The 25,302-nt window shown below is 66.8% G+C and carries 22 protein-coding genes; 9 read left to right on the top strand and 13 right to left on the bottom strand.

The genetic code is table 11. The features are described 5' to 3' along the window. Positions 1 to 149 precede the first annotated feature (149 nt). The 6 genes from flhA to fliF form a co-directional block, all read right to left on the bottom strand. A complete protein-coding gene (flhA, locus tag AC3A6I_RS15000; RefSeq protein WP_487544531.1) occupies positions 150 to 2,285 on the bottom strand; it encodes a flagellar biosynthesis protein FlhA in 2,136 nt (711 codons plus the stop codon). A 180-nt stretch (positions 2,286 to 2,465) separates the two neighbouring features. Next, a complete protein-coding gene (gene flbD, locus AC3A6I_RS14995) occupies positions 2,466 to 3,830 on the bottom strand; it encodes a sigma-54-dependent transcriptional regulator FlbD (protein ID WP_487544530.1) in 1,365 nt (454 codons plus the stop codon). A gap of 157 nt (positions 3,831 to 3,987) precedes the next feature. Beyond that, positions 3,988 to 4,275: a flagellar motor switch protein FliN gene (gene fliN / locus AC3A6I_RS14990; protein ID WP_487545038.1), complete on the bottom strand. Its 288-nt coding sequence runs from the start codon at positions 4,273 to 4,275 to the stop codon at positions 3,988 to 3,990. A gap of 32 nt (positions 4,276 to 4,307) precedes the next feature. Next, complete coding sequence (locus AC3A6I_RS14985) at positions 4,308 to 4,943, bottom strand: FliH/SctL family protein (protein WP_487544529.1); 636 nt, start codon at positions 4,941 to 4,943, stop codon at positions 4,308 to 4,310. Further along, the gene (gene fliG / locus AC3A6I_RS14980; protein ID WP_487544528.1) at positions 4,940 to 6,016 is read right to left on the bottom strand and encodes a flagellar motor switch protein FliG; all 1,077 of its coding nucleotides are present in this window, start codon (positions 6,014 to 6,016) and stop codon (positions 4,940 to 4,942) included. The genes AC3A6I_RS14985 and fliG overlap by 4 nt, the downstream gene beginning before the upstream one ends. 12 nt (positions 6,017 to 6,028) lie before the next feature. Then, positions 6,029 to 7,711, bottom strand: coding sequence for a flagellar basal-body MS-ring/collar protein FliF (gene fliF, locus AC3A6I_RS14975; protein WP_487544527.1), 1,683 nt, complete (start codon positions 7,709 to 7,711; stop codon positions 6,029 to 6,031). A gap of 157 nt (positions 7,712 to 7,868) precedes the next feature. Between fliF and AC3A6I_RS14970 the strand changes: the two genes are divergently transcribed. Next, entirely contained in the window at positions 7,869 to 8,492 is a 624-nt protein-coding gene (locus AC3A6I_RS14970) for a glutathione S-transferase family protein (RefSeq protein ID WP_487544526.1), read from the top strand. Positions 8,493 to 8,658: 166 nt separating this feature from the next. Here AC3A6I_RS14970 and sciP read toward each other — a convergent pair whose 3' ends face one another. Next, entirely contained in the window at positions 8,659 to 8,937 is a 279-nt protein-coding gene (sciP, locus tag AC3A6I_RS14965) for a CtrA inhibitor SciP (protein WP_055046067.1), read from the bottom strand. A gap of 225 nt (positions 8,938 to 9,162) precedes the next feature. On the opposite strand from sciP, the gene AC3A6I_RS14960 reads away from it, so the two are divergent. Further along, positions 9,163 to 9,717 (top strand): pyridoxamine 5'-phosphate oxidase family protein, encoded by a 555-nt coding sequence (locus AC3A6I_RS14960; protein ID WP_487544525.1) that lies wholly within the window; start codon positions 9,163 to 9,165, stop codon positions 9,715 to 9,717. Positions 9,718 to 9,721: 4 nt separating this feature from the next. On the opposite strand, the gene AC3A6I_RS14955 is transcribed toward AC3A6I_RS14960, so the two are convergent. Further along, a complete protein-coding gene (locus AC3A6I_RS14955) occupies positions 9,722 to 10,420 on the bottom strand; it encodes a flagellar hook assembly protein FlgD (RefSeq protein ID WP_487544524.1) in 699 nt (232 codons plus the stop codon). 9 nt (positions 10,421 to 10,429) lie between these two features. Next, positions 10,430 to 12,406 carry a flagellar hook-length control protein FliK gene (locus AC3A6I_RS14950; RefSeq protein WP_487544523.1) on the bottom strand — a complete coding sequence of 659 codons (1,977 nt, stop codon included), beginning with the start codon at positions 12,404 to 12,406 and terminating at the stop codon, positions 10,430 to 10,432. Between the two features lie 364 nt (positions 12,407 to 12,770). Here AC3A6I_RS14950 and mnmA point away from each other — a divergent pair, with 364 nt between their 5' ends. After that, the gene (gene mnmA / locus AC3A6I_RS14945) at positions 12,771 to 13,922 is read left to right on the top strand and encodes a tRNA 2-thiouridine(34) synthase MnmA (protein ID WP_487544522.1); all 1,152 of its coding nucleotides are present in this window, start codon (positions 12,771 to 12,773) and stop codon (positions 13,920 to 13,922) included. A gap of 174 nt (positions 13,923 to 14,096) precedes the next feature. On the opposite strand, the gene AC3A6I_RS14940 is transcribed toward mnmA, so the two are convergent. Further along, on the bottom strand, positions 14,097 to 14,288 hold the full coding sequence (locus tag AC3A6I_RS14940; RefSeq protein ID WP_487544521.1) for a hypothetical protein: 192 nt from the start codon (positions 14,286 to 14,288) through the stop codon (positions 14,097 to 14,099). Positions 14,289 to 14,577: 289 nt separating this feature from the next. On the opposite strand from AC3A6I_RS14940, the gene AC3A6I_RS14935 reads away from it, so the two are divergent. Both AC3A6I_RS14935 and AC3A6I_RS14930 read left to right on the top strand, forming a co-directional pair. After that, entirely contained in the window at positions 14,578 to 15,132 is a 555-nt protein-coding gene (locus tag AC3A6I_RS14935) for an RNA polymerase sigma factor (RefSeq protein ID WP_487544520.1), read from the top strand. Then, positions 15,129 to 17,228: a vWA domain-containing protein gene (locus AC3A6I_RS14930; RefSeq protein ID WP_487544518.1), complete on the top strand. Its 2,100-nt coding sequence runs from the start codon at positions 15,129 to 15,131 to the stop codon at positions 17,226 to 17,228. Before AC3A6I_RS14935 ends, AC3A6I_RS14930 begins: the two co-directional genes overlap by 4 nt. Positions 17,229 to 17,325: 97 nt before the next feature. Here AC3A6I_RS14930 and AC3A6I_RS14925 read toward each other — a convergent pair whose 3' ends face one another. Further along, complete coding sequence (locus AC3A6I_RS14925; RefSeq protein WP_487544517.1) at positions 17,326 to 18,276, bottom strand: ring-cleaving dioxygenase; 951 nt, start codon at positions 18,274 to 18,276, stop codon at positions 17,326 to 17,328. Positions 18,277 to 18,457: 181 nt separating this feature from the next. On the opposite strand from AC3A6I_RS14925, the gene AC3A6I_RS14920 reads away from it, so the two are divergent. Further along, the gene (locus tag AC3A6I_RS14920) at positions 18,458 to 19,699 is read left to right on the top strand and encodes a putative DNA modification/repair radical SAM protein (RefSeq protein ID WP_487544516.1); all 1,242 of its coding nucleotides are present in this window, start codon (positions 18,458 to 18,460) and stop codon (positions 19,697 to 19,699) included. Between the two features lie 181 nt (positions 19,700 to 19,880). After that, positions 19,881 to 21,320, top strand: coding sequence for a UdgX family uracil-DNA binding protein (locus AC3A6I_RS14915; protein WP_487544515.1), 1,440 nt, complete (start codon positions 19,881 to 19,883; stop codon positions 21,318 to 21,320). Between the two features lie 141 nt (positions 21,321 to 21,461). Here AC3A6I_RS14915 and efp read toward each other — a convergent pair whose 3' ends face one another. Next, a complete protein-coding gene (gene efp, locus AC3A6I_RS14910) occupies positions 21,462 to 22,034 on the bottom strand; it encodes an elongation factor P (RefSeq protein WP_487544514.1) in 573 nt (190 codons plus the stop codon). 143 nt (positions 22,035 to 22,177) lie between these two features. Between efp and epmA the strand changes: the two genes are divergently transcribed. Further along, the gene (epmA, locus tag AC3A6I_RS14905) at positions 22,178 to 23,248 is read left to right on the top strand and encodes an EF-P lysine aminoacylase EpmA (RefSeq protein WP_487545037.1); all 1,071 of its coding nucleotides are present in this window, start codon (positions 22,178 to 22,180) and stop codon (positions 23,246 to 23,248) included. Next, positions 23,245 to 24,297, top strand: coding sequence for a lysine-2,3-aminomutase-like protein (locus tag AC3A6I_RS14900; RefSeq protein WP_487544513.1), 1,053 nt, complete (start codon positions 23,245 to 23,247; stop codon positions 24,295 to 24,297). The genes epmA and AC3A6I_RS14900 overlap by 4 nt, the downstream gene beginning before the upstream one ends. Before the next feature lie 261 nt (positions 24,298 to 24,558). Here the strand turns inward: AC3A6I_RS14900 and AC3A6I_RS14895 are convergent, their stop codons facing one another. After that, a complete protein-coding gene (locus tag AC3A6I_RS14895; RefSeq protein WP_487544512.1) occupies positions 24,559 to 25,302 on the bottom strand; it encodes a sugar isomerase domain-containing protein in 744 nt (247 codons plus the stop codon).

Genomic DNA, 25,302 nt, shown 5'->3' with positions numbered 1-25,302 from the left:
TGAGGGGCGCCCGGTTTTGTTTGGGGGCGGGGCGGTCGCGGCATCGCAGGGCCCCCTCACCCTAGCTCTGCTAAGCCGCTTTGCGGCTAGCGGCGCTACCCTCTCCCCGACGGGGCGAGGGGACGCGGTGGCTCGGCTGGCGACCTCTATTAGACGCTGCCGATCGTCTTCAGCCGCACGCGTGGGTGCACCTCGTTCTGGCTCATGACCACGGTCTGCGGGCGGAAGCGTTCGATGATGGCGCGGACGTGGGGGCGGATGCCGGGCGAGGTGATGAGGACGGGGATTTCGCCCATCTGGGCGGCGTTCTCAAAGCCCTGCTGGATGCCGACGATGAATTGCTGCAGGCGCGAGGGGGCCATGGCGAGGTGGCGCTCGTTGCCGTCGCCGACCATGGCTTCGGCGAAGTCACGTTCCCATTGCGGTGAGAGCGTGAGCAGCGGCAGGTTGCCGTCCGGGCCGAGATTGGCAGCGCAGATCTGGCGGGCGAGGCGGGAGCGGACGTGCTCGGCGATGGACTGGGCGGTGCGGCCGGGGCCGGCGATTTCGGCGATACCTTCCAGGATGGTGGGCAGGTCACGGATGGAGATGCGCTCGGTGAGCAGCGTCTGCAGCACGCGCTGGATGCCCGAGACCGAAATCTGCGATGGGACGATGTCCTCGACCAGCTTCTGCTGGTCCTTGGGCAGTCCGGAGAGCAGGGACTGGACGTTGGCGTAGCTGAGCAGGTCGGCGACGTTGCCCTTCAGCACTTCGGTGAGGTGGGTCGAGATGACGGTCGAGGGATCGATGATCGAGTAGCCGCGGAGTTCCGCTTCGTCGCGCAGGGCGGGCTCGATCCAGGTAGCGGGGAGGCCGAAGGTGGGCTCGGTGGTATGGATGCCCGGGAGGGTGATCTCGTGGCCCATCGGATCCATGACCATGAGCTGATGGGCGTAGATCTGGCCGCGGCCGGCGTCGACTTCCTTGATCTTGACGCGATAGTCGTTGGGCTCGAGCTGCATGTTGTCGAGGATGCGGACGGGCGGCATGATGAAGCCGAGTTCGGTGGCGAGCTGACGACGCAGCGCCTTGATCTGCTCGGTGAGGCGGTCGGTGCCGGTATCGTCCTCCTTGACCAGCGAGAGCAGGCCATAGCCGAGTTCGAGCTTGAGCTCGTCGATGCGCAGGCTGTCGGTGATCGGCGCCTCCTCGGCGGTGGCCGGGCCCGCCTGCTGGGCCTGCTGCATGGCAGTTTCGATGATCGCCTTGTCGGCCGCGACGGACTTGCGCTTGCCGGACTTGAAGGCGAGCCAGCCGACGCCACCGGCAAGGGCGAGGAACGGGATGATCGGCATGCCGGGCAGCAGGGCCAGCCCGCCGATGACGGCGGCCGACATGCCGAGGGCCTTGGGGTAATGCGTGAACTGGGCGACGAGCGCCTTGTCGGCCGAACCGGTGACGCCCGATTTCGACACGAGGATACCGGCGGCGGTTGACACGATCAGCGCGGGGATCTGGGAAACGAGGCCGTCGCCGATGGTGAGCAGGGTGTAGACGCCGCCGGCCTCCTGAAAGCTCAGGCCCTCCTGCATCATGCCGATGATCATGCCGGCGATGATGTTGATGAAGGTGATGAGCAGGCCGGCGATCGCGTCGCCGCGCACGAACTTGCTCGCACCGTCCATGTTGCCGAAGAAGGCGCTCTCGGCCTCGAGGTTTTCGCGGCGCTTCTTGGCGGTCGTCTCGTCGATGAGGCCGGCGCTCAGGTCGGCGTCGATGGCCATCTGCTTGCCGGGCATGGCGTCGAGATTGAAGCGTGCCGCGACTTCGGCGATGCGGCCCGAGCCCTTGGTGATGACGATGAAGTTCACGATCAGCAGGATCGCGAAGACCACGACGCCGATGACGAAGTTGCCGCGTGTGACGAACTCGCCGAAGGCCTCAATGACATGGCCGGCCGCATCGGTGCCGTTATGGCCTTCGGACAGGATGAGGCGCGTGGTGGCGAGGTTGAGCGCCAGCCGCAACAGCGCCGAGATCAGCAGCACGGTGGGGAAGGACGAGAATTCGAGCGGCGTCTGGATGAACAGCGCCGTCATCAGGATGAGGACCGAGAAGACGATCGAGACGGCGAGCAGCAGATCGAGCAGCAGCGGCGGCAGCGGCACGATGAGGACGAGGATGATCCCCATCACGCCGACCGCCAGGCCGATCTCGGACGAGCCGAGGGATTTCAGCAGGCCCTGGAGGGTAAAGGCGGGGAGCCTTGCGCGGGCGCCGGAGGGGGCGGAGAGATCAGCCATTGGTCACCGAAGAAGAGATGGCTGAGTGCCCTATCGATAGAGACGCCCCCCTCCCGGCCTCCCCCACAAGGGGGGAGGTGAAGGGGGAGTTTGTGGCGCTGACGGTGCCCCGAATGCGATGCGGCACCTCCCCCCTTGTGGGGGAGGATGGGAGGGGGGCGTCTGCCAGCAGTCGATCCATCAAGCCACGTTCCGCTGTTCGCCCGGCGCCGGGACGGCGATCCCTTCGTCCATGTACTGGTTGAGCTTGTTGCGCAGGGTGCGGATCGAGATGCCGAGGATGTTGGCGGCGTGGGTACGGTTGCCGAGCACGTGGTCGAGCGTGTCGAGGATCAGGTCGCGTTCCACGTCGGCGACGGTGCGGCCGACCATGGTGCGGGCGATGGCGTCGGCGGCCTGGGCGGCCTGGCTGGCGACGGACGGCGTGGCGACTTCCGTCAGACCGGTGCCGTCGGGCATGGCGATGGCGTCGGGTCCGATGACTTCGCCGCCGGCGAGGAGAACCGCGCGGTGCAAGGTGTTCTCGAGCTCGCGCACGTTGCCGGGCCAGGGGGCGCGGACGAGGGCGGTGCGGGCTTCTTCGTTCAGCACGCGGCGACCGAGGCCGTTGGCCTTGGCGTATTTGTCGACGAAGTGGTCGGAGAGCGCCGCAATATCGGCGGGGCGGTCGCGCAGCGGCGGGAGTTTCAGGTTCACGACGTTGAGGCGGAACAGCAGGTCCTCGCGGAAGCTGCCTTCGCGCACGGCGTCGCTGAGGTTGCGGTTCGAGGTGGCGATGATGCGGATATCGACCGGCACGGGGCGGGTGCCGCCGACACGGTCGATCAGGCGCTCCTGGATGGCGCGGAGGAGCTTGGCCTGCAGGCGCACGTCCATTTCGCTGATTTCGTCGAGCAGGAGCGTGCCGCCATTGGCTTCCTCGAACTTGCCGACGCGGCGGGCGACGGCGCCGGTGAAGGCGCCTTTCTCGTGGCCGAACAGCTCGGACTCGAGCAGGGCCTCGGGGATGGCGGCGCAGTTGATGGAGATGAAGGGCCGCGACGCGCGCTTGGAACGGGCGTGCAGGTACTTTGCCATCACTTCCTTGCCGGTGCCGCTCTCGCCCGTGATGAGCACAGAGGCTTCCGACGGGGCGACCTGCTCGGCGAGCTTCACCACGCGCGCCATGGACGGGTCGCGGTAGAGCATGTCGCTCGACTCGCGGGCGACGGCGGCGATGACGGCGGCGATCAGCTCGGCGTCGGGCGGCAGCGGGATGTATTCCTTGGCGCCGGCGCGGATGGCACTCACCGCGGCAGCGGCATTGGACTCGGTGCCGCAGGCGACGACCGGCACGACGATGCGTTCGGCATCGAGGGCGGCGATCAGACCGGCAATGTCCATCACCACATCGACTAGCAGCAAGTCGGCGCCGCGGCCGGCGCGGAGCGAGGCGAGCGCGATCTCGATGCTCGGGGCGTGGGCGACTTTGGCGCCGCCATCCATGGCGAGTTTGGTGGCGGTGGTGAGCTGGCCTTCGAGAGCGCCGACGATGAGTAGCCGCATTAGTATTCTCCGAAAATGTCGGCCAAGGCCACTGGTGTCATCCCCGCGAAAGCGGGGATCTTCGTTTGCGGCGCGTGCCGCGAATTCAGAAAACGGAGGTTCCCGCTTTCGCGGGAATGACCCGGTGATGGAGCCGCCAGTTCAGCACTGACGCCCATCATGCTGCCTTGATGATTTCGGTCATGGTCACACCCAGGCGGTTCTCGACCAGCACGATCTCGCCGCGGGCGACGAGGCGGTCGTTGACGTAGATTTCGACGGCTTCGCCGACCTGGCGGTCGAGTTCGACGACGGTGCCGACATCCATCTTGAGCAGGTTCGCGACTGGCACCTTGGCGCGGCCGAGGACGACCGAGATGCGGACGGGGACGTCGAATACGGCCTCGAGGTCGGCCGCGGTCTTCTCCGCCGGCGGGGTGTAGCCGTCGCGGTCGGGGGCAGTCATCTCCTCGAAGGCGACGCCTGGCTCAGTGGTCATCAGGACTGCTCCTCGTTGCGGATGCCGCGGGCGGCAAAGTACTGGCTGATCTGGTCGTCGATGCCGGCGCTGATGGCGCGGATGTCGCGCACCACGCCGCCATCGGCCCATTCGATGCGGGCGTCGCCGATGGCGATGTCGGGAGCGCCCATGACGACGAGCCGGCCGGCAAAGCCCGAGGTGGCCATGCGCGCCTCGGCAATGTCGCGAACCCTGTCGGCGAGGCTTGGCTCGCAGCGGATGACGAGATGTGGGGCACCACCGAGGGTGGCCATGCACTCGGCGACCAGCGTCTCGATTTCGGCTGCCGGCTCGCGGGCGATGAGGCCGCCGGCGAGTTTTCGCGCGATGGAAAGGGCGACCTCGACGGCTTCGGCGATGGTCTGCTTGCGCAGGTCGTCGACCGAGGCGGTGAAGGCGGCGACACGGATCGCAAGCGCTTCGGCATGGGCGGCCTCGGCCCTGGCGGCTGCCGCGAGCGCTGCGCGTTCGCCTTCGGCGCGGCCGGCGGCAAAGCCTTCCTCGCGTGCGGCCTCGAGCATGGCCGACATCGCGGTCTCGCTGACCGTGGCGTTGCGCTCCTCACGGCGGCCGAGGTCGAGATCGAAGGTGAAGCGGGCGGGTGCGGCGCTCACTCGATCATCTCCTCGTCGGCCTTGCCCTTGGTGATGACGATCTCGCCGCGGGCCGCGAGGTCCTTGGCCGTCGCGACCATGCGGGCCTGGGCCTCGTCGACATCCTTCAGGCGGACCGGGCCGAGGGCCTGCATGTCTTCCTTCAGCATCTTGCCGGCGCGGCTCGACATGTTGGCGAAGAACATGTCCTTGACCGTGTCGTTGGCGCCCTTGAGCGCCAGGGCCAGTTCCTTCTTGTCGAGCTTTTGCACCATGGTCTGGATGGCGCCGGACTCGAGGCGGGCGAGATCCTCGAAGGTGAACATCAGCGCCTTGATGCGGTCCGAGCCGTCGCGGTCGCGTTCCTCGAGCGTGGTGAGGAAGCGCGCCTCGGTCTGGCGGTCGAAGGCATTGAAGATCTCGGCCATCTGCTCGTGGCTGTCGCGGCGCTTGGTGTGGCTGAGCGTCGACATGAACTCGGTGCGCAGGGTCGTCTCGATCTTTTCGAGGATTTCCTTCTGCACGGGATCGAGCGCCAGCATGCGTTGCACCACGTCCATGGCCAGCTCCTCGGGCAGCTCGGAGAGGACGGCGGCGGCATGATCGGTGTTGAGCTTGCTCAGCACCACGGCAATGGTCTGGGGGTATTCGTTCTTGAGATAGGTGGCGAGCACGTCCTGCTGAACGTTGCTCAGCTTCTCCCAGATGTTGCGCCCGGCGGGACCGCGGATCTCTTCCATGATCGCATCGACGCGCTCCTGCGGCAGGAAGGAGAGGAGCAGGCGCTCGGTGGTGTCGGTGTTGCCCGAGATGTTGCCGTTCGAGGAAATCGTGGTGACGAACTCGATGAACAGGGTGTCGAGCATGTCCTGGGTGATCGGGCCGAGCTTCACCATGGCGCGGGAGAGCTGGCGGATCTCCTCGTCGTCGAGCTCCTCGAGGATGGGTTTGCCGAAATCGGGGCCGAGGGCGAGCAGCAGCACGGCGGCCTTTTCGTCGCCGCCCAGCGCGCGCTGGGTGGCGTCGGCGCCGACGACCAGTTGCCGGGTCATTGCCTGCTGGGCGTCGTTGCTGGCGGGGTTGGGGGTGGCCATCTGCGCTCAGTCTCAGGTGGTGCCGGCCAGCCAGTCGCGCACGATCAGCGCGGCCTGGCGGGGATTTTCGTCGACGAGCTGGCCGACGGTCTTGAGTGTGGCCGCCTGTTGCTCGCCAAGCGCCTTGGCGTTGTTCATCCAGGCGGGCGTGCGGGGACGCTGGGGCTCGTCCTCGTCGAAGCCGCCTTCGAGGCCCGGAGGAAACGGCGGGGCGGCGCCGGGGGCGAAATTGCCGGGAACCATCGCGGTGCCCGGGGCATGGCCGAGCTCGGCGCTGGCGGGCAGGGCGAGCGTCCTGTTCTCGGGCGCCAGCACCCGCTTGAGCAGCGGGCGGAGGACGAAGAACACCAGCGCCAGGGCAATGAGGATGGTCACCGCCATCTCGGCGAGGTTCATCAGATCGTCGCGGGTGAAATCGAACAGGCCGGCTTCGGCGGTGCCGCCGGTGGCGAGCTCGGGGCGCTCGGCGAATTGCAGGTTGGCGACCTCCACCTGGTCGCCGCGGGCTTCGGAGAAGCCGACCGCGGAGCGGACGAGGGCGGTGATCTGGTCGAGTTCGGCCTGGGTGCGCGGGGTGTAGGTGGAGTTGCCATTGGCGTCGGCGACATAGGTGCCGTCCACCACCACCGCGATCGACAGCCGCTTGATGCCGCCGGCCTCGGTCATGGCCGTCTCGGTGACCTTGGAGATCTCGTAGTTGGTGGTTTCCTCGGTGGTGGTCGCTTCTTCCGAGGTGGTGCCGCCGCCGGTGGCGGCAGGCGTCGCACCCGGCAGTTCGGTCGAGGCGCTGACCTGGCCGCTCTCGCCGGCGCCGCGGGCCGAATTGGCGAGGTCGCGGGTCTGGGTCGAGCGGACGACCTGGCCGTTGGGGTCGAAGGTCTCGGCGGTGCGGCTCAGCCGGTTCATGTCGAGCTCGGCCGACACCTGCACGCGGGCGCGGCCGGCGCCGACGATGTTGGCGAGCAGATCCTCGACACGGTTGCGCAGGCGCGTTTCGGTGCTGAGAGTGCGCTCCTCGAGCTCGCCGGCGACCATATCCTCGGCGCCATTGCCGGCGCCCGAGGCGAGGAGGTTGCCGGTATCGTCGACGACCGAAACGCGCATCGGGGTCAGGCCCTCGACGGCGGAGGCGACGAGGTGCTGGATGGCGCGGATTTCGCCGGCCGAAAGCTCGCCGCGGACGGAGAGGACGATGGAGGCGGTGGGGTCCTTCTGCTCTCGGCTGAACAGGGCGCGCTCGGGCAGGACGAGGTGGACGCGGGCCGAGCGGATGCGAGCGAGCGAGGAGATGGTGCGGCTGAGCTCGCCTTCGAGGGCGCGGACATTGTTGATGTTCTGGACGAAGCTGGTGGCCCCCAGCGTCGACTGCTGGTCGAAGATCTCGTAGCCGACCTGACCGCGGGTGGGCAGGCCATCGGTGGCCAGCGACATGCGGATGGTGGTGATCTGGTCGCGCGGGACCAAGATGGTGTCGCCTTCGCCGCGCAACTCGTAAGGTACGTTCTGCGTCTGCAGTTCGGAGACGATGGCGGCCGAATCCTCGAAGCTGAGGCCGGAGTAGAGCGGCGCCAGAGACGGCGCGGAGGCGCGCATGATGAGGAAGGCGAAAAAGCCCAGCATCAGCACGGCGATTACGGCCATGGCGGCGACGCGCGCCAAACCAAGGCGATTGACGAATGCCAGCAACCCGTCCACGCGGGGATCACCCTTTAGTCATTTGGGTGCGCACGAACGCACCGAGCCCATAGGCAAAAATTACCCATCAGATGGTAAACAGCTGGTTAACCACTGGTTGCAGAATGCAAAAATCGGCAGGGATTGCCGGGTACACGGTTAGGGAGTGGTGAAGGAAATGAGCCTCAAGATCCTGGGTCGGGTGACCTCGATCAACATGCGCAAGGCGCTCTGGACAGCGGACCTGATCGGGGTCGAGTACGAGACCGAGCTATGGGGGCTGCCGCATCGCGACCCCAAGGCGCCGGAATACCTGGCGCTCAACCCCAATGGCCTCGTGCCGGTGATCATCGATGACGGGTTCGTCTTGTGGGAGAGCAACGCCATCATGCGCTATCTCGCCGATACGCGGCGGAGCGGGCTGTGGCCGACGGCGCCCAAGGAGCGGGCGCTGGTCGACCAGTGGCTGACCTGGCAGGTGGCCGAGCTGAACGCCGGCTGGGGCTATGCGGTCCATGCGCTGCTGCGCAAGAACCCGGCCTATGACGACGAGTTGCGGATCGCCGAGTCGATCAAGAAGTGGACCGCGGCGATGCAGATCCTCGAGGCGCAACTCGTAAAGGGCGGCGGTTTCGCGGCCAACGAACGGCTGAGCATCGCCGATATCGGGCTGGCGCTGTCATCGCACCGCTGGTTCTCAACGCCGTTCGACAAGCCGAACCTACCTGCAGTGGCGGAGCATTACAGCCGGCTGCGGGAAACGCCGGAGGGGCTGAAGTATATGGGTGGGGAGACGCCGTAGGGGGAGTAGAAGGTAGGAAGTAGAAGGTAGAAGTTAGAAGTTGGTGCGTGCCGGGCTGGCAGGCTTTCGCTGCTTCCCACGTTTCTACCTTCTACTTTCTACCTTCTGCGAATGCGAAAAACCCGCCGCGGCGTGCCGGGCGGGTTTTCGGAACCGACAGGATCGATCAGCCTTCGCGGTAGTGCTGAATCCAGGTGGTGCGCAGGCCGGCGAGGCCGTGCTTGTCGATGGCGGCCTGCCAGTTGAGGAATTCATCGACCGAAAGAGTATAGCGCTGGCATGCCTCTTCGAGGCTCAGCAGCCCACCACGGACGGCCGCGACCACCTCGGCCTTGCGGCGGATGACCCAGCGACGGGTGTCCTTGGGGGGGAGGTCCGCAATCGTCAACGGACTGCCGTCCGGACCGATCACGTACTTTACACGGGGACGCATTTGTACGGTCATTGTACTCACTTACTCAACCTGACCACGTCCCAAACCCTAGGCCATCGCGCTTAAAATTCGGCTAAGGCATTACTTAGAATGCGTTAAGAGCCAAGGGTTTCGGGGTGGTACAACCATTAACGCATTGCACGTGGGCGCGACCGGCCGCGGCGGCAAGACTTGGCCGCAAGTTGCATCGAAAGCGATCAGTTGGCGGCGTATCGAAGTGCCGAAAGGACGACTGGAATGGCCAAGGATTTTCCGGCGCTCAACGCGCACCAGCGCGAGTTCATCTCGCGGCAGCATTTCTTCTTCACCGCGACGGCGGCGGCAGGGGCGCGCATCAATATCTCGCCGCGCTCGACCGACATGTTCCGGGTGATGGGCGACAATGCCGCCTGCTATCTCGACCGCACCGGCAGCGGCAACGAGACTGCGGCGCACCTGATCGCGGACGGGCGGATGACGATCATGTTCTGCGCGGTGGACGGGCCGCCGCTGATCCTGAGGCTCTATGGCCGGGGGCATGTGATCGTGCGCGGTTCGGACGAGTATGCCCGGCTGCTCGAGGAGCAGTTCAGCAATACCGAGCCGCTGGGCGCGCGGCAGATCACCTGGATCGATTTCGACCTGGTGAAGACCTCGTGCGGCTATGGCGTGCCGCTGATGGACTATGTCGGCGAGCGCGACACGATGGACCGCTGGGCCGAAGCCAAGGGGCCGGACGGGATCGTGAACTACTGGGCAGAAAAGAACATGGTCAGCCAGGACGGACTGCCCACGGGCTTCCGGCAGGAATAGCGAGCTAGGCGGCGGCTTCTTCCTCGGCCGGCGGGGTGTCCGCCGCGGTCTTGGCGCGGACCGAGAGGACCGAGGACAGGTTGACGCGGGCGCCGCCGACGATGAGCACCGGCTCGGTGCCGGAGAAATCGACGCCGGTGACTTCGCCGGTCATTTCGGTGGCGACGTCGAGCAACTGGCCTGTGGCGCTGTCGCGGGCCTGGATCTGGACGGTGTAGGTGCCTTCGGGGCGGTCGCGGCCGTCGTCGCCGATGCCGTCCCAGGTGAAGACGCTCTCGCCCTTATTGACCGTGCCGGTCTTGGTGTAGACCACGTTGCCCTTGGCATCCTTCACCGTGGCGATGATGTCGGCCTTGCTCTCGACGGCGAAATGCCAGGTGGCGAGGCCATCGACCAGCTCGGATTTTTCGCCCGAGGCGGTGACGATCTTGCCGACATAGGAGACGGCCTGCGAGTTGTTGGCGGTCTGGGTCGAGGTCATCATGGCCTCGAGGAACTCATTGGTCTTGAGCTGCTGCTCGACACCGGTGAATTGCACCAGCTGCTGGGTGAACTGGTTGGTATCGAGCGGATCGAGCGGGTTCTGGTTCCTTAACTGCGTGGTGAGCAACTGCAGGAAGGTATCGAAATTGTCGGCAATGGTCTGCCGGCTATTCGCCATTGCGCTGGTGTTCGAGGTGGAACCGACGCCGTTGATGGCCATGCCAGTCTCCTAGACGAAAAGGTTGACGCCGCCGGCCGAGGCCGTGCCGCGATAAAGATTTGCCGCCGGGGCGATCTCCGCACCGGAGGGATCGCCGCCGCCGGCGCCATTGCCGCCGAAGCGCGGCTGGTTGTTGGCCTGACCATCGGCGAGGCCGCCCTGCTGGGCGAAGGGGTTCTGGCGCAGCGAGAATTCGAGGTTGGTCTTGTTGGCGTCGAGCCCAGCCTGCTGCAGCGCCTGGTGCAAAGCGCGCTGGTCGCGCTGCATCAGGTCGAGCGTTTCGGAGCGCTCAACGGTGAGGCGGGCGCTGACGGTACCCGACTTGTCGACATCGAGCTTGACGTCGATGCGGCCGAGCTCGGGTGGATCGAGCCGGATCTGGAAGCGCGAATTGCCGGCCTCGAACTGGCGCGCGACCTCGAAGGCGACCTGGGGCAGATTCACCTGCTGGATCGGGGCCTGGTAGGCGGCATGGGCGGTGCGCGCGACCGGGGCCGCGGCATCGACCGGCGGGGCTGCGGCAACGGGTGCGGGCGGGCTCAGCGGCTGCGGCGCGGTTTGCGGTTGGGTGGGAGTGGGATCGGCCGGCTTACTAGTAGCAGCCGCGGCGTTCGGCGCACTCGGTTTCAGGTCGGGAGCGGGGCTGTCGGTTGGCAGGTCGGTGGACGCATCGAACTCGAGCGCGGTGTCGGGCGTGGTGGGCGCGGCTGCGGGGATCGGGGCCGCCGGATTTGCCTCGGCCTTGGGCGGCGGTTTGACGGGTTCGGGCCTCGGCGGTTCAGCCTGTACGGGCTGCGGCTTGGCCGGCTTCGGCTGCTCGGCATCGTCGGCCAGCGGCTCCAGTACATCGAGGGCGACGGCGGCGAAAGGCTGCCGCTGCGGCGGGGCGGCAGCCGCCGGCTTTTCCGGCCTGGGCGTGGCGGTGAGCGCGGCGGTCAGTTGCTCGAGCTCGGGCGTGGTGCTGTCGGCGGTGCGAGTCAGGCCGAGTTCGGCCAGCACGTCGTCGGGGACATCGCCGACGGCGATGCGATCGCCCAGCTTGGCGAGGGTCCTGGCAAGGTCGGGCGACTGCCGCTCGAGCCGGGCTGCGAGATACTCGAGGGCAGTGCCGAGCTTGCCCAGCGCCTCCGGAACGATTTTCGCCTGCACGGCGGCCGGGACGAGGCTCGCGGGGGCCGCATCGACCGGCGCGTCCGGCGCCGTGGCGGCGGCAACAGCGGGTGCCGGGGGGAGGGGTGCGGGGGGCGGGAACTCGGCCGCGCCAGGAGGAGTCGGTGTCGCCACGACAGCCTGGGCCGGCGCGGTGGCTTGCGGCTGTTGGGCCTCGGGCCGCTCGGCCGTCTCCGTGCCGCCATCCGGAGAGAGCGAAGCAGGGGGCAGGTCGGTGGCGGGGGTCGGCAGCAGGCCGGCAGCCATCTGCCCGACGATGGCAATCGCTTCGGTGGGCGTAGCCGTCGGCTGGGGCTGCGGCAGGCCGCCGAAATAGGCGGCGACGGCATCGAGCGTGTCGCGAAGCCTTTGCTCCTGCTCGGGATCGAGCGGCTTGCCGTCCTGCAGCGTCGCCTGGGCGGCACGCAGGGCTGCGCCGAACGCCTTGAGCAGGGCTTTGCCGTCCCCGGTGGTCGGGGTGGCTTCGAGGCTGGCGGGCACGGAAGCGAGGGGAGCCGGGGGCGGCACGGGGCTGTCGGGCTGCGTCGCAATCGGCGGAATATCGGCCGGAGGCTTGGCTGCGGGGACGTTCGCCACCTGGGCGCCGGGCAGGGGGTGCGCGGTCGGCTCGACGTTCAGGAGGTCGGAGCCCTTGGGTTTGGGCGTGTCGATCGCTTGCGGTGGCGGCGTCGCGCCGGGCGCGAGCATGGCCACCAGCATGGCGAACAGGTCGGCGCCACCGGCATCGGTCCCCAGCGTCGGGGCGACAGCGCCAGCCGGCGCCGCGCCCGTGACGAGCGGCGAACTTGCCTGGGAAAAGCCGACGGTGACCGACACGAATGCCTCGCGAGACACAATAATCCGACGAGAGCGATGCAAGCCGCATGCCGGGGCGGGAGGTAGCAAAAACAATGGGTTAGATGGCAGCGGATGCCGCGATGGCCGGCAAGGCTTGTTCAATCGGCAAGATATGCCTAGCCGATAAAGACGCCCCCTCCCGGCCTCCCCCACAAGGGGGGAGGTGCAGACAGAAAAAGCGGCTGCACTGCACCCTCGACCTGCTCGTGTTGTCGCCCCCTCCACCGGCTTAGCCGGTCCCCCTCCTCCGCTTCGCGGGGGAGGATCAAGAGGTGACATCCTCGGCCTGAGCGACTATATCCCGCGCCATCCGTCGGACCTTGAACCCTTCCGGATGAGAGATATGGACCTGAATTCGCTTGATTTGCCCAAGCGTCCCGAGGACACGCGCGTCGTGGTCGCGATGTCCGGGGGCGTGGACAGTTCCGTTGTTGCCGGACTGCTTGCCCGCCAGGGCTACGATGTGGTCGGCGTTACCCTGCAGCTTTACGACCATGGCGAAGCGACGCACCGCAAGGGCGCCTGCTGCGCTGGCCAGGATATTCACGATGCGCGGCGCGTGGCGCAGGCGCTGAACATCCCGCATTACGTGCTCGACTACGAAGAGCGCTTCAAGAATTCCGTGATGAAGCCGTTCGCCAATGCCTACCAGCAGGGCGAGACGCCGGTGCCGTGCATTGCATGCAACCAGAGCGTGAAGTTTGTCGACCTGATGGAGGTGGCCAAGGATCTCGGCGCGGACGTGCTGGCGACGGGGCACTATGTGCAGAGCAAGCTCGTGGACGGTCGCCGCCGGCTGTTCCGGCCGGTGGATGACAGCCGCGACCAGAGCTATTTCCTGTTCGCGACCACGCAGGATCAGCTCGATTTCCTGCGCTTTCCGCTGGGCGGGATGACCAAGCCGGCGGTGCGAGAGCTGGCGCGCGAGTTCGGGCTGGAAGTTGCCGAAAAGCATGACAGCCAGGACATCTGCTTTGTGCCGCAGGGCAAATATGCCGACGTGATCCGCAAGATGCACCCCGAGGCGCATGCGGGAGGCGAGATCGTGCATCTCGACGGGCGCGTGCTGGGCACGCACGAGGGCATCATCAACTACACGGTGGGCCAGCGTAAGGGCTTGGGCATCGCGGCGGGCGAGGCGCTCTACGTGATCAAGCTCGACCACAAGGCCGGCCGGGTGATCGTGGGGCCGCGCGAGGCGCTGATGACCAAGACCGTGCGGCTGCGCGACGTGAACTGGCTCGGCGAGCGGGCGCTGGCTTCACTGGCGGCCGGGAACGGTCTCCCGATCGAGGTGAAGGTGCGCTCGACGCGGCCGCCGCAGGCCGGAGCCGTGCACATGGATGGCGGCGAGGTGTTTGTGACGCTGTTCGCCGGCGAGTACGGCATTTCGCCGGGCCAGGCCTGCGTGTTCTACGCCGATGAGAGCGAGACCACGGAAGTGCTGGGCGGCGGGTTTATCGCTGAGGCCGTGCCGCAGGCGCTGGTGGCTTAGGTCACGACGACGTCTGCTATTTCAATGACGCCCTCATGGCCGGGCTTGTCCCGGCCATCCAGCCACGCGGCGTCTGCCGCGTGCAAGAGCCCTTCTCGCTCCGCGGACGCGGAGCGGCTGGATCACCGGGACAAGCCCGGTGATGAGGGACACGAGAGAGAGCAGGCGACCCGACTAGTTCGTCGCCGGCGCTTCCGCCGCGGCCTTGGCCTCCTGCGAGGCTTCCTTGAGCTGCTGGTAGTTGCCTAGGCCGTTGAACAGAGCGGAGATAGTGTAGGTCACCAGCAGCGCGCCCAGGACCAGCAGGACGATGCGGCCGGAATTCATCCGCCAGGGTGAGTTTGGCTTTGGGGCTTGGTCGGTCATGCTGGTGGCCTACGCTCGCGGGGTGGCGAAGGCAAGGCGGCGGGGTGACGCTGGTGCCTCGCACGCCGGCTGTCGTCCCTGCGAAGGCAGGGATCCATCTCTCCTCCAGCGCGGGCTGCGCGTTGGACCCCTGCTTTCGCAGGGGTGACAACCGGTGGGTAGGATGCTCGCGTGGTGCGCGGGGCTCCTGCCAACTTTTTTCACTCCCCACCCCAAGGATTGCCTCGGCCCGCGCGTCTCACCCATAAATGCCGCGCGAGAATGCCAGGTGCTACGGTCCTCAGCCTTGATGCCGCAGTTCGTTGAAGCCGGGGTGATGGCCCCGCCCGTTGCCGACGAGACGCTGATCGCCCGGGCGATCGGCGGGGATCGGCATGCCTTCGGGGAACTGGTCGAGCGGCACTACGACTTCATCTTCCGCACCGCCTGCAAATGGTGCGGCAAGGTGTCGGATGCCGAGGATGTGGCGCAGGAGGTGGTGATCAAGCTCGCCTCGGTGCTGAAAAGTTTCGATGGCCGGTCGGCGTTCACCAGCTGGCTCTATCGCGTGACGCTGAACGCGGTGCGCGACATGCAGCGGGCGCGCAGCCGGCGGAACCGCAACGCCGACCGCTATGCGGAGGTGGCGCCGGACGAATACCTGCCCGAGCAGGAAGACTCGGCGGCCTCCCGCGAGTTGTGGGCCGCGGTACGAAGATTGCCCGAGCAGCAACGCGATGCGGTGCTGCTGATTTACGCCGAGGGGATGAGCCACGCCGAAGCCGGCGTGATCATGGGGTGCAAGGAAGCAACGGTGTCGTGGCACGTGCACGAGGCCAAGAAGACCCTAAGGGGGCTCCTATGAGCAACCAGGACGAAAAACTCAATTCTCTGCGGCAGGCTGAGGTTCCGGCGCCTTCGGCGGCGGCCAGGCGCCGTGCGCTCGATGCGGCGCTGCTGGCTTTCGATGCCGAGCAGGAAAATCAGAAAAAGGCCGCCCAAGGAAATCCGGCGATCGGTCGTCTCAGGTCCATCTTCCAAGAGTGGAAAGGGAAATGGACGATGGATACCCGCCTCTCCTACGGGCTGGGCACGGCTGCGGTCGCGCTGCTGCTCCTGCCGCTGGGCTACCAGCTCTATTCGACCACGGCGATCTCGCCGATCAACCCGCCGGTGCAGACCGCGGCTGACGCGCCGGCCTCGGTGACGGCGACCACGCCGGAGCCGATGGCGATCGAGACCGGCCGGGTGCGCGAGGACCTCGCGGTGGTGCCGGCCGATGAGGCGCTCGGCAATGCTGCGGTGCAGACGCAGGCAGCCAAGCCTGCCGCCGGTGCCGATGCGGAGATGCCGGCGATGGCCGAGGCCTCGCCCGAAATGAAGCGGCAGGCGATGCCGGAGATGGAGATGGCGCCGGTGCCGCCCTCGACGCTTGCCCAGCCGCGCGCGCCGATGCAGACCTTCGCCACGGCGCCTCAGGCGCAGAGCGGCGCTGCCGACATGCTGGCGATGCCGGCACCGATGGTGGCGCAGCCCACTGCGCCGAGCGGCGACCAGTTCACGACGTTCACGGAGTCGCCGGTCAAGATCGTGCGCGAGGCGCCGGTTTCGACCTTCTCGATCGATGTCGACACGGCGTCCTATTCCTATGTGCGGCGGACGCTGAACGAGGGCTGGGTGCCCGAGCCCGATGCGATACGCGTCGAGGAGATGATCAACTATTTCGACTATGCATATCCGGCGCCGACCGATGCGGCGACCCCGTTCAAGCCGAGTGTGCAGGTCTATCCGACGCCGTGGAACGCCGGCACGCAGATCGTCCAGATCGGCATCAAGGGCTACGTGCCGCCGGTGACGGAAGACAAGCCATCCAACCTGGTGTTCCTGATCGACACGTCCGGGTCGATGGATGAGCCGGACAAGCTGCCGCTGCTGAAGCGTGCCTTTGCGCTGCTCGTAGACCAGCTCGGGGCGAATGACACGATCTCGATCGTCGCCTATGCCGGTTCGGCCGGCGTGGTGCTGGAGCCGACGAAGGGTACGGAAAAGAGCAAGATCCTTGCGGCGCTCGACAACCTTTCGGCCGGTGGTTCTACCGCCGGTGCGGAGGGGATCGAGCTCGCGTACCGGCTGGCGGCCGAGCACAAGGTGACGGGTGGAGTGAACCGGGTGATTCTTGCCACCGACGGCGATTTCAATGTCGGCATCGAGGACCCCGAAGCGCTCAAGACCTACATCAGGGACAAGCGCGACGGCGGGGTGTTCCTGAGCGTCCTCGGCTTCGGGGCGGGCAATCTCGGCGACGATACGATGCAGGCGCTGGCCCAGAACGGGAACGGCAATGCCAGCTATATCGACAGTTTTAGGGAAGCCCAAAAGGTGCTGGTCGAGGATGCCGGCGGCACGCTCGAGACCATCGCCAAGGACGTGAAGATCCAGGTGGAGTTCAACCCGCAGGTGGTCAGCGAATACCGGCTGATCGGCTACGAGACGCGGGCGCTCAACCGTGAGGACTTCAACAACGACAAGGTCGATGCCGGCGAGATCGGGGCGGGCACCACGGTGACGGCCCTGTACGAGATAACCCCGGTCGGCTCGGGCGCGGCGCTCAACGATCCGCTGCGCTATGGCGGGGAGACGACGGCGGCTCCGGCCATGTCGAGTGGCGAGATCGGCTACCTGAAGCTACGCTACAAGCTGCCGGATGGCGATACGTCGACACTGGTCGAGCAGCCGATCGGGCAGGATCTGGCGGTGCGCGAGATCGGCGAGGCCTCGGACGATGCGCGCTTTGCGGCGGCAGTCGCGGCCTTCGGGCAAAAGCTCAAGGGCTCGAATTACGGCGAGATGCGCTGGGACGAGATCCGGGCGCTGGCGAGCGGGGCGCGCGGTGCCGACGAGAACGGGTATCGGGCCGAGTTCGTCGGGCTGGTGGACCTTGCGGCAGCGCTGGCGCCGTAGCGGGCACCGGAGAGGTGACTGCCGACGGGCCAGCGGGCCTTCTTGATCCTCCCCAGCGCAGCGGGGGAGGATCACGGAGAGGGCGGTGCTTGGCCGCTCAGAGCGGCTTCAGTCCCGCTTCGATCTCGGCGCGGCGCGGCTCGAGGAAGGGCGGGAGAGTGAGGCGCTCGCCGAGCGTTTCCAGCGGCTCATCGGCGGTGAAGCCGGGGCCGTCGGTGGCGATCTCGAACAGGATGCCGTTGGGCTCGCGGAAGTAGAGCGACTTGAAATAGTAGCGCTCGACCTCGCCCGACGAGCGGATGCCCGAGCCGGTGAGGCGGCGGACCCAATCGTTGAACTGATCCTTGTCCGGTGTGCGGAAGGCGACGTGGTGGACGCCGCCGGCGCCCTGGCGGGCCTGCGGGGCGCCTGGGTTCACCTCGACATGCAGTTCGGCCGCAGCGCCGCCCGGGCCCATCTCGAAGACGTGGGTTTCGCCATGCTTCTCGCGCGCCGGGTAGGTGCGGATTTCGCGCATGTTCATCACGTTGGTGAGGACGTTAGCGGTGCGAGCCAGGTCGGGCACGGACAGCGTGATCGGGCCGAGGCCGAGGATCTGGTGCTCGGCGGGGATCGGGCTCATGTCCCACGGGTGGCCGGGGCCGGCCTTGGGATCGGCGATGAGGCGGAAGCGCTGGCCCTCGAAATCCTCGAAATCGAGGGAGAGGTGGCCGGCACGCTCCTTGATGTTGCCGGAGGCGACATCGTGCTCGGCGAGGTGCTCTTTCCACCAGCTGAGGTCGGCTTCAGTGGCGACGCGCAGGCCGGTGCGGCCGACTTCGTGGTTGCCGCGCTTGTTGGGCGCGGCGGGCCAATCGAAGAAGGTGAGGTCGGCGCCGGGGGAGGCGACGGCATCGCCGTAGAACAGGTGGTAGGCGCTGACATCGTCCTGGTTGACGGTCTTCTTGATCAGCCGCATGCCGAGCACGCGCGTGTAGAAATCGACGTTCCGCTGTGCCTGTGCGGTGATGGCGGTGAGATGGTGGATGCCACCGAGTTCGAGGGCCATTTATGCCTCCTCTGGTTCCGTTGGCTCAGAACTTAGGGGCAGGCGGTGTCCGTGGGAAGGCACCGGCGCGGGACTGATCGTTCAGCGATAGCGAACGAAGGCGTGATCGGGCGGATGTCATTTTGTGTTGCGACGAGTCGGTGGCGGGTTCATGTTCGATGCGAACGAATAGTGAACATGTATGGTCCAGCTGACGCTTTCCAACAAGCTCGCGATCCTCTCGGACGCGGCGAAGTACGATGCCTCCTGCGCCTCGAGCGGCACGGTCAAGCGGTCGAGTCTCGAGACCAAGGGGATCGGCTCGACCGAGGGGAGCGGCATCTGCCACTCCTATGCGCCGGATGGACGCTGCATCAGCCTGCTCAAAATCCTGCTGACTAATTTCTGCGTCTACGACTGCGTGTATTGCGTCAACCGCTCGTCCTCGAACGTGCAGCGGGCGCGATTCAGCGTCGAGGAAGTGGTGGATCTCACGCTGGGCTTTTACAAGCGCAACTATATCGAGGGGCTGTTCCTGTCGTCGGGCATCATCCGCTCGCCGGACTACACGATGGAAGAACTGGTGCGCGTCGTTCGCACGCTACGCGAAACCCACAGGTTCAATGGGTACATACACTTAAAGATCATTCCTAATGCTTCGGCAGAACTTCAGGCGGAAGCGGGCCGATGGGCGGATAGGCTCTCGACCAATATCGAGCTACCGACCGATGTGAGCCTCGAGACATTCGCGCCGGAGAAGAAGCCGAGTGCCATCCGGACCGCCATGGCGGCGATCGAGGCAAAGCGCGAGGAGAGCCGGCCGGAGGGCAAGGTCGAGGGCAAGAAGAAGCCGACGAAGCTCGCGCCGGCCGGGCAATCGACGCAGGTGATTGTGGGCGCGGATGGATCGGACGACGCGATCATCCTCAGGCGCAGTGCCGGGCTCTATTCGGGCTACGGGCTGAAGCGGGTCTACTACTCGGCCTTCTCGCCCATTCCCGATGCGAGCTCGCGCCTGCCGGTGAAGGCGCCGCCGCTGCTGCGCGAGCATCGCCTGTACCAGGCCGACTGGCTGATGCGGTTCTACGGGTTCGACGCGGATGAGATCGTCTCGGGTGGGGAGGGTGGGCATCTCGATCTCGCGGTCGACCCCAAGCTCGCCTGGGCGCTCGGCAACCGCGCGCTGTTTCCGGTGGACGTGAACCGCGGGGCGCGCGAGCGGCTCCTGCGCGTGCCGGGGCTGGGGGTGCGGGTGGTGGACCGGATACTCGCCGGGCGTCGGCACCATCGGCTGACGCTGGCCGATGTGGCGCGGATGGCGGGCTCGATCGACAAGGCGCGGCCATTCATAGAGGCGGCGGACTGGACGCCGGGGAAGCTCACGGATGACGCGGGGCTGCGGCGGCGGATGACGCCGGAGCCTGTGCAGATGGAGCTGTTTTGATGGCTCGGAGTGCTTGGCCACCCCCACCCACCGGCTTCGCCGGTGCCCCCTCCCCACAAGGGGGAGGGAGACCCGACTGCGAAGTCGGAGTGGAGGTTGCCCGCTGTTTCCCTCCCCTTGATGGGGAGGGGGGACCGGCGAAGCCGGTGGGTGGGGTGGAGCTTACGCACTGGGCTGCGCTGTGAAAACCATCCGGCTGAAATCGCTCAACGATTTCGACGAATGGCGCGCCGCAGCCCGGGGGCTGCTGCTTGCCGCCGTCCCGCCGGACGAGGTGACGTGGCTCGATCCGACGACGCCGGACGATCTGTTCAGCACTGCGGAGCCGGCGCCACAGGTGACGGGCCGAAAGGTCGGGACGGTGCCGCAGCGGTTCATCGATTGGGCCGAGGCCGGGATCTGCCACACCGATCCGGAGCGGTTCGCGCTGCTCTACCGGCTGCTATGGCGGCTGCAGAAGGATTCCACGCTGATGACGGTGCGGTCGGATCCGGACGTGGAGCGGCTGGATCGGCGGGTGTCGGCGGTGCGGCGCGACGCCCACAAGATGAAGGCGTTCGTGCGGTTCAAGGAGATTGCCGACGATAGCGGACTCGAGCGTTTCGTGGCCTGGTTCGAGCCCGAGCACTACGTGCTCGAGCGGGTGGCGCCGTTCTTCGTCAGGCGCTTCACCGGCATGATCTGGGCGATCGTGACTCCCTATCGCTCGGCCTACTGGGACGGCGAGACGCTGGAATTCGGGGCGGGCGGCAGCAAGGCCGATGTGCCGGCCGAGGATGCGCTGGAGCCGGTGTGGAAGAGCTACTTCGCCTCGATCTTCAATCCGGCCCGACTGAAGGTTCAGATGATGAAATCGGAGATGCCGGTGAAATACTGGCGCAACCTGCCCGAGGCCGAACTCATTCCCTCCCTGATCCGCGGTGCGCGGGAAGCGGAGGCCGAAATGGTCGCACGACAGGCAAACGAACCGTCATCGAAACATCTGAGGCGAATGGAGCGGCAGGTCGAGCCGGAGCCGGCTGACGAGGAAATCGGCTCGCTCGAAGAGGCACGCGAGGCGATCGACGAATGCCGGCGCTGCCCGCTCTACGAGCACGCGACGCAGGCGGTGTTCGGCGAAGGGCCGAAGACCGCCGGGCTGATGTTCGTGGGCGAGCAGCCGGGCGACCAGGAGGACTTGGCGGGCAAGCCGTTCGTCGGGCCGGCGGGCAAGGTGTTCGACGCGGCGATGGCCGAGGCAGGGCTGCCGCGCGAGCGGGCCTATGTCACCAATGCGGTGAAGCACTTCAAGTTCGTGCCGCGCGGCAAGAAGCGGCTGCACCAGCGGCCCAATATGGGGGAGGTGAAGGCCTGCAAGTTCTGGCTGAACCTCGAGCGGGAATTCGTGAAGCCCAGGCTGATCGTGGCGCTGGGGGCGACAGCGGTGTCAAGTCTGGCTGGCTCAGGGACGACATTGTCGTCGGTGCGCGGGAAGATCACCGAGCTCGAGGATGGCACGCGGATGTTCGCGACCGTGCACCCCAGCTATCTGCTGCGCATGCCGGATCGCGAGGAGGCAGCGCGGGAGCGGGAGCGGTTCGTCGAGGATTTGCGGGCGGTAGGGAAGGCGATGGGGTGGTGAGGGGGCTGAACCCCTCACCCGTCTCGGCCTCCGGCCGATCCACCCTCTCCCCGACGGGGAGAGGAATAGCGGTGGCCTCCAGCCTCTCCGTATTCTTCTCCCCGTCGGGGAGAAGGTGGCGCGTAGCGCCGGATGAGGGTCTCAGTCCTTGGCGCGTTCGACGTACGAGCCGTCTTCGGTCATCACCACGACGCGGGTGCCGACGCCGATATGGGGCGGGACCATGGTCTTGACGCCGTTGTTCAGCGTCGCCGGCTTGAACGAGGACGAGGCGGTCTGGCCCTTCACGACGGGCTCGGTCTCGACGATCTCGAGGGTGACGCGCTGGGGCAGCTCGATCGAGAGGGAATTGCCCTCGAAGGTCTTGATGAACACTTCCATGCCATCGACCAGATAGGCGGCCTGATCGGCGACGACGTCCTTGGAGACGGTGATCTGCTCGAAAGTCGTCGGCTCCATGAAGTGGAAGCCTTCGTCGTCGTTGTAGAGGAAGTTGTAGGCGCGCTCGTCGACGTCGGCCTTCTCCACCATTTCAACCGTACGCCAGCTGGCCGCGACCTTCACGCCGTCGGAAATGCGGCGCATGTCGACCTTGGTCACCGAGTTGCCCTTGCCCGGGTGAATGTTTTCGGCGAACAGAATGATGTAGAGTTTGCCGTCGTCGTGCTCGACCACATTGTTCTTGCGCAGCGACGAGGCGATGACCTTGACCATTATTTCTTCCTTGTTCATGTGCAGGCGGCGGCCTAGATGAGCGAACGTTAGGCCCGGCCGGACGCACCGATATCTCTGTGTGGGCCGCCCGATAGCGCAATTTGGCGAAAACCGCCAGTCCCGAGCAGCAAACAGACACGCCATTGGTCTCTGCCCCGCAATCGCCGCCCGCATCGCCCTGGTGGACGCCTTCGGTCCATGCCGACCGGCGGCCGCTGCTGCTGGCGCGCAATCGGATCGAGCTGGCGGTGCGCGGCTATTTCGCCGACCACAATTTCGTGCTCATCGACCCGCCGGGGCTGCAGCGCAGCCCGGGGAACGAGACGCACCTGCACGCCTTCACCACCGAAATGATCGGCAATGATGGGCTGGGGGAGACGATGTATCTCCACACCTCGCCCGAATTCTCGATGAAGAAGCTGCTGGCGGCCGGCGAGCGGCGCATCGCCGCCATCGGGCATGTGTGGCGCAATCGCGAGCGCAGCGCGCTGCACCATCCCGAGTTCACCATGCTCGAGTGGTATCGCGGCGAGGAGGCCTATGACGCGGTGATCGCCGACTGCGTGGCGCTGTGCCGGATCGCGGCGGAAGCGACCGGGGCCGCGGTGCTGCGGTTTCGCGGCCGCACCTGCGATCCGTTCGCCGAGCCCGAGCGGCTGAGCGTCGTCGACGCGTTCCGCGAGTATGCCGGCGTTGATCTCTTCACGACCATGGATGCGGCGGGCAATACCGACGCCGAGGCGCTGGCCGCGCAGATGCGGGCGCTGGGGCTGGAGGTGCCGGGGGAATTCACCTGGTCGTACCTGTTCAGCCGCGTATTGGTGCAGATGGTCGAACCGGCGCTGGGGGTAGGACGGATCACGGTACTCGATCGGTACCCGGCGGCCGAGGCGGCGCTGGCACGGCGCGTGGCCGACGATCCGCGGGTGTCGGAGCGGTTCGAGCTCTATGCCTGCGGGGTCGAGCTCGCCAACGGCTTCGGCGAGCTGACCGACGCGGATGAGCAGCGGCGGCGGTTCGAGGCGGAAATGGCCGAGAAGGCGCGGCTCTATGGCGAGCGCTATCCCATCGACGAGGATCTGCTCGCAGCGTTGCCGCTGATGCCCGAGACCAGCGGCGTGGCGCTCGGGTTCGACCGATTGATATTGCTGGCGACAGGCGCGCCGCGGATCACCGACGTGATCTGGGTACCGGTCGCGGGAGACGAAAGATGAAGCAGGATCGCGCGATCCGTACGGCGAAGGACCTGATGGCAGCGGGGCTGCTCCCGGCCGATCGGCTGGACGAAGCCGAGGTGGTGGCGAAGAAATACGCCATCGCGGTGACGCCGACGGTGGCGGGGCTGATCGACCGGGACGACCCGAACGATCCGATCGCGCGGCAGTTCGTGCCGGATTTCGCCGAGTTGAGCGTGACGCCCGAGGAGCGGGCCGACCCGATCGGGGACCTGACGCATTCGCCGGTCGAGGGCATCGTGCACCGCTATCCCGACCGGGTGCTGCTCAAGGCCGTGCATGTCTGTCCGGTCTATTGCCGCTTCTGCTTCCGGCGCGAGATGGTCGGCCCTGAGGGGCTGGGCACGCTGTCGCCCGAGGCGATGGATGCGGCGATCGGCTATATCGCGAGCCATTCCAAGATCTGGGAGGTGATCCTCACCGGCGGCGATCCGCTGGTGCTGTCGGCGCGCCGGCTCGAGGAGATGATGGCGCGGCTCGCGGACATTCCGCATGTGAAGATCGTGCGCTTCCACTCGCGCGTGCCGGTGGTGGAGCCCGAGCGGGTGGACGAGAAGCTCATCGCGGCGCTCAAGGCCAGCGGCAAGACCACTTACGTCGCGGTGCACGCCAACCATCCGCGCGAGCTCACCGATGTGGCGCGGGCGGCGATCGGGCGGCTGGTAGACGCGGGTGTCGTGATGCTGAGCCAGTCGGTGCTGCTGCGTGGGATCAACGACGATGCTGACGTGCTGGCGGCGCTGATGCGCGGCTTCGTCGAGGCGCGGGTGCGGCCGTATTACCTGCACCATCCGGACCTTGCGCCAGGGACGGCGCATTTCCGCGTGTCGATCGCGGAAGGCCAGGCGCTGGTAAAGGCGCTGCGGGGGCGGGTGTCGGGGCTGTGCCAGCCGACCTATGTGCTCGATATCCCGGGCGGCTACGGGAAGGCGCCGATCGCGGCGGCCAATGTGCGCGACGAGGACGGGCTGTGCGTGGTGACGGACTGGCGGGGCGGGGAGCATGTTTATCCGCCGCGCGAGGGGTGAGTGGCGTCCGGTGCGCCACCGCACCCCCTCTCTGCTGCGACTAACTCGCTTACGCTCGTAAGTCTCGCGTCTCCCCCGCCGAGGGGGAGAGGGTGCGTCTCACACCCACCGGGTCACGCGGTGATCTTCTCCCCCTTGGCGGGGGAGAAAGCGAAAACTTGGGCTTAGCGCAGCTAAGTCCTTAGTTTTCGCAAGAGAGGGGGTTTCTGACCCCCGCACATTCAAGAAAAACGAGGCTGTAGGGTCGCCTGCCCGACGACCCTACAGCCCCCTGATCCGCGTTTGCCACCGGCGGATCATGTCGTTTGCAGACGCCTCGGCGTCCTGCATGTTGGCGCTCTGATAGACGTCGACCGCGATACCGCGCTTGGACAGCAGCTCGACCGCGTCGGCCATCAGGGCATTGAGGATGAAGACGCCGACCAGCGTCGAAGTCGGTCCCATGCGCACGCTCCCGCCGATCGGCAGCGAGGCGTCGCCATATTCGCCACCATTGTCGAGCACGAGGTCCACGACCTCGAACAGCAGGCTGCCCGAGCGGTGCCGCGAGGTGATCTGTCGCGAGTGGCGGACGGAGGTGAGCGCGATGGTGGTGGCGCCACGCGACCTCGCGGCGAGGGCCATCTCGATCGGGTAGGCGTTGCGGCCGGAATTGGAGGCGATGATGACCACGTCGCCGGGGCCGACCGGATAGTTGGCCAGCACGCGTTCGGCGCGGCCCTCCTCGCGCTCCAGCTGGGTCGAGCGCGAAGCGCCCAGATGCAGCATCAGGTCGGGATCGAGGATGGCCTGGGCGGCGGCAATGCCGCCGGCGCGATAGAACGCCTCCTCGGCGAGCAGGTGCGAGTGCCCGCTGCCCGCGATGTAGATCAGGTGATCGCCGGCAAGGGCGGTGGCCACGGCGTCGCGCGCAGCGTCAAAGGCCGAGCCCTGCTCGGCCAGCATGCGGTCGACGATCATGACCAACTGGTCACGGTAGCGGTGGCGCGGGGGCATGCAGCTCAT

The sequence above is a fragment of the Devosia sp. Soil_C_22 genome, assembly GCF_057657195.1.
Note: the sequence above shows the minus strand (reverse complement) of the source record. Positions and strands in the feature narration are given on the sequence as shown.

Coding starts and splice junctions, on each gene's coding strand:
- flhA (WP_487544531.1), bottom strand. CDS start 2,285: ATGGCTGATCTCTCCGCCCCCTCCGGCGCCCGCGCAAGGCTCCCCGCC.
- flbD (WP_487544530.1), bottom strand. CDS start 3,830: ATGCGGCTACTCATCGTCGGCGCTCTCGAAGGCCAGCTCACCACCGCC.
- fliN (WP_487545038.1), bottom strand. CDS start 4,275: ATGACTGCCCCCGACCGCGACGGCTACACCCCGCCGGCGGAGAAGACC.
- fliG (WP_487544528.1), bottom strand. CDS start 6,016: ATGGCCACCCCCAACCCCGCCAGCAACGACGCCCAGCAGGCAATGACC.
- AC3A6I_RS14970 (WP_487544526.1), top strand. CDS start 7,869: ATGAGCCTCAAGATCCTGGGTCGGGTGACCTCGATCAACATGCGCAAG.
- sciP (WP_055046067.1), bottom strand. CDS start 8,937: ATGACCGTACAAATGCGTCCCCGTGTAAAGTACGTGATCGGTCCGGAC.
- AC3A6I_RS14960 (WP_487544525.1), top strand. CDS start 9,163: ATGGCCAAGGATTTTCCGGCGCTCAACGCGCACCAGCGCGAGTTCATC.
- AC3A6I_RS14955 (WP_487544524.1), bottom strand. CDS start 10,420: ATGGCCATCAACGGCGTCGGTTCCACCTCGAACACCAGCGCAATGGCG.
- mnmA (WP_487544522.1), top strand. CDS start 12,771: ATGGACCTGAATTCGCTTGATTTGCCCAAGCGTCCCGAGGACACGCGC.
- AC3A6I_RS14940 (WP_487544521.1), bottom strand. CDS start 14,288: ATGACCGACCAAGCCCCAAAGCCAAACTCACCCTGGCGGATGAATTCC.
- AC3A6I_RS14935 (WP_487544520.1), top strand. CDS start 14,578: ATGCCGCAGTTCGTTGAAGCCGGGGTGATGGCCCCGCCCGTTGCCGAC.
- AC3A6I_RS14930 (WP_487544518.1), top strand. CDS start 15,129: ATGAGCAACCAGGACGAAAAACTCAATTCTCTGCGGCAGGCTGAGGTT.
- AC3A6I_RS14925 (WP_487544517.1), bottom strand. CDS start 18,276: ATGGCCCTCGAACTCGGTGGCATCCACCATCTCACCGCCATCACCGCA.
- AC3A6I_RS14920 (WP_487544516.1), top strand. CDS start 18,458: ATGGTCCAGCTGACGCTTTCCAACAAGCTCGCGATCCTCTCGGACGCG.
- efp (WP_487544514.1), bottom strand. CDS start 22,034: ATGGTCAAGGTCATCGCCTCGTCGCTGCGCAAGAACAATGTGGTCGAG.
- AC3A6I_RS14900 (WP_487544513.1), top strand. CDS start 23,245: ATGAAGCAGGATCGCGCGATCCGTACGGCGAAGGACCTGATGGCAGCG.
- AC3A6I_RS14895 (WP_487544512.1), bottom strand. CDS start 25,302: ATGAGCTGCATGCCCCCGCGCCACCGCTACCGTGACCAGTTGGTCATG.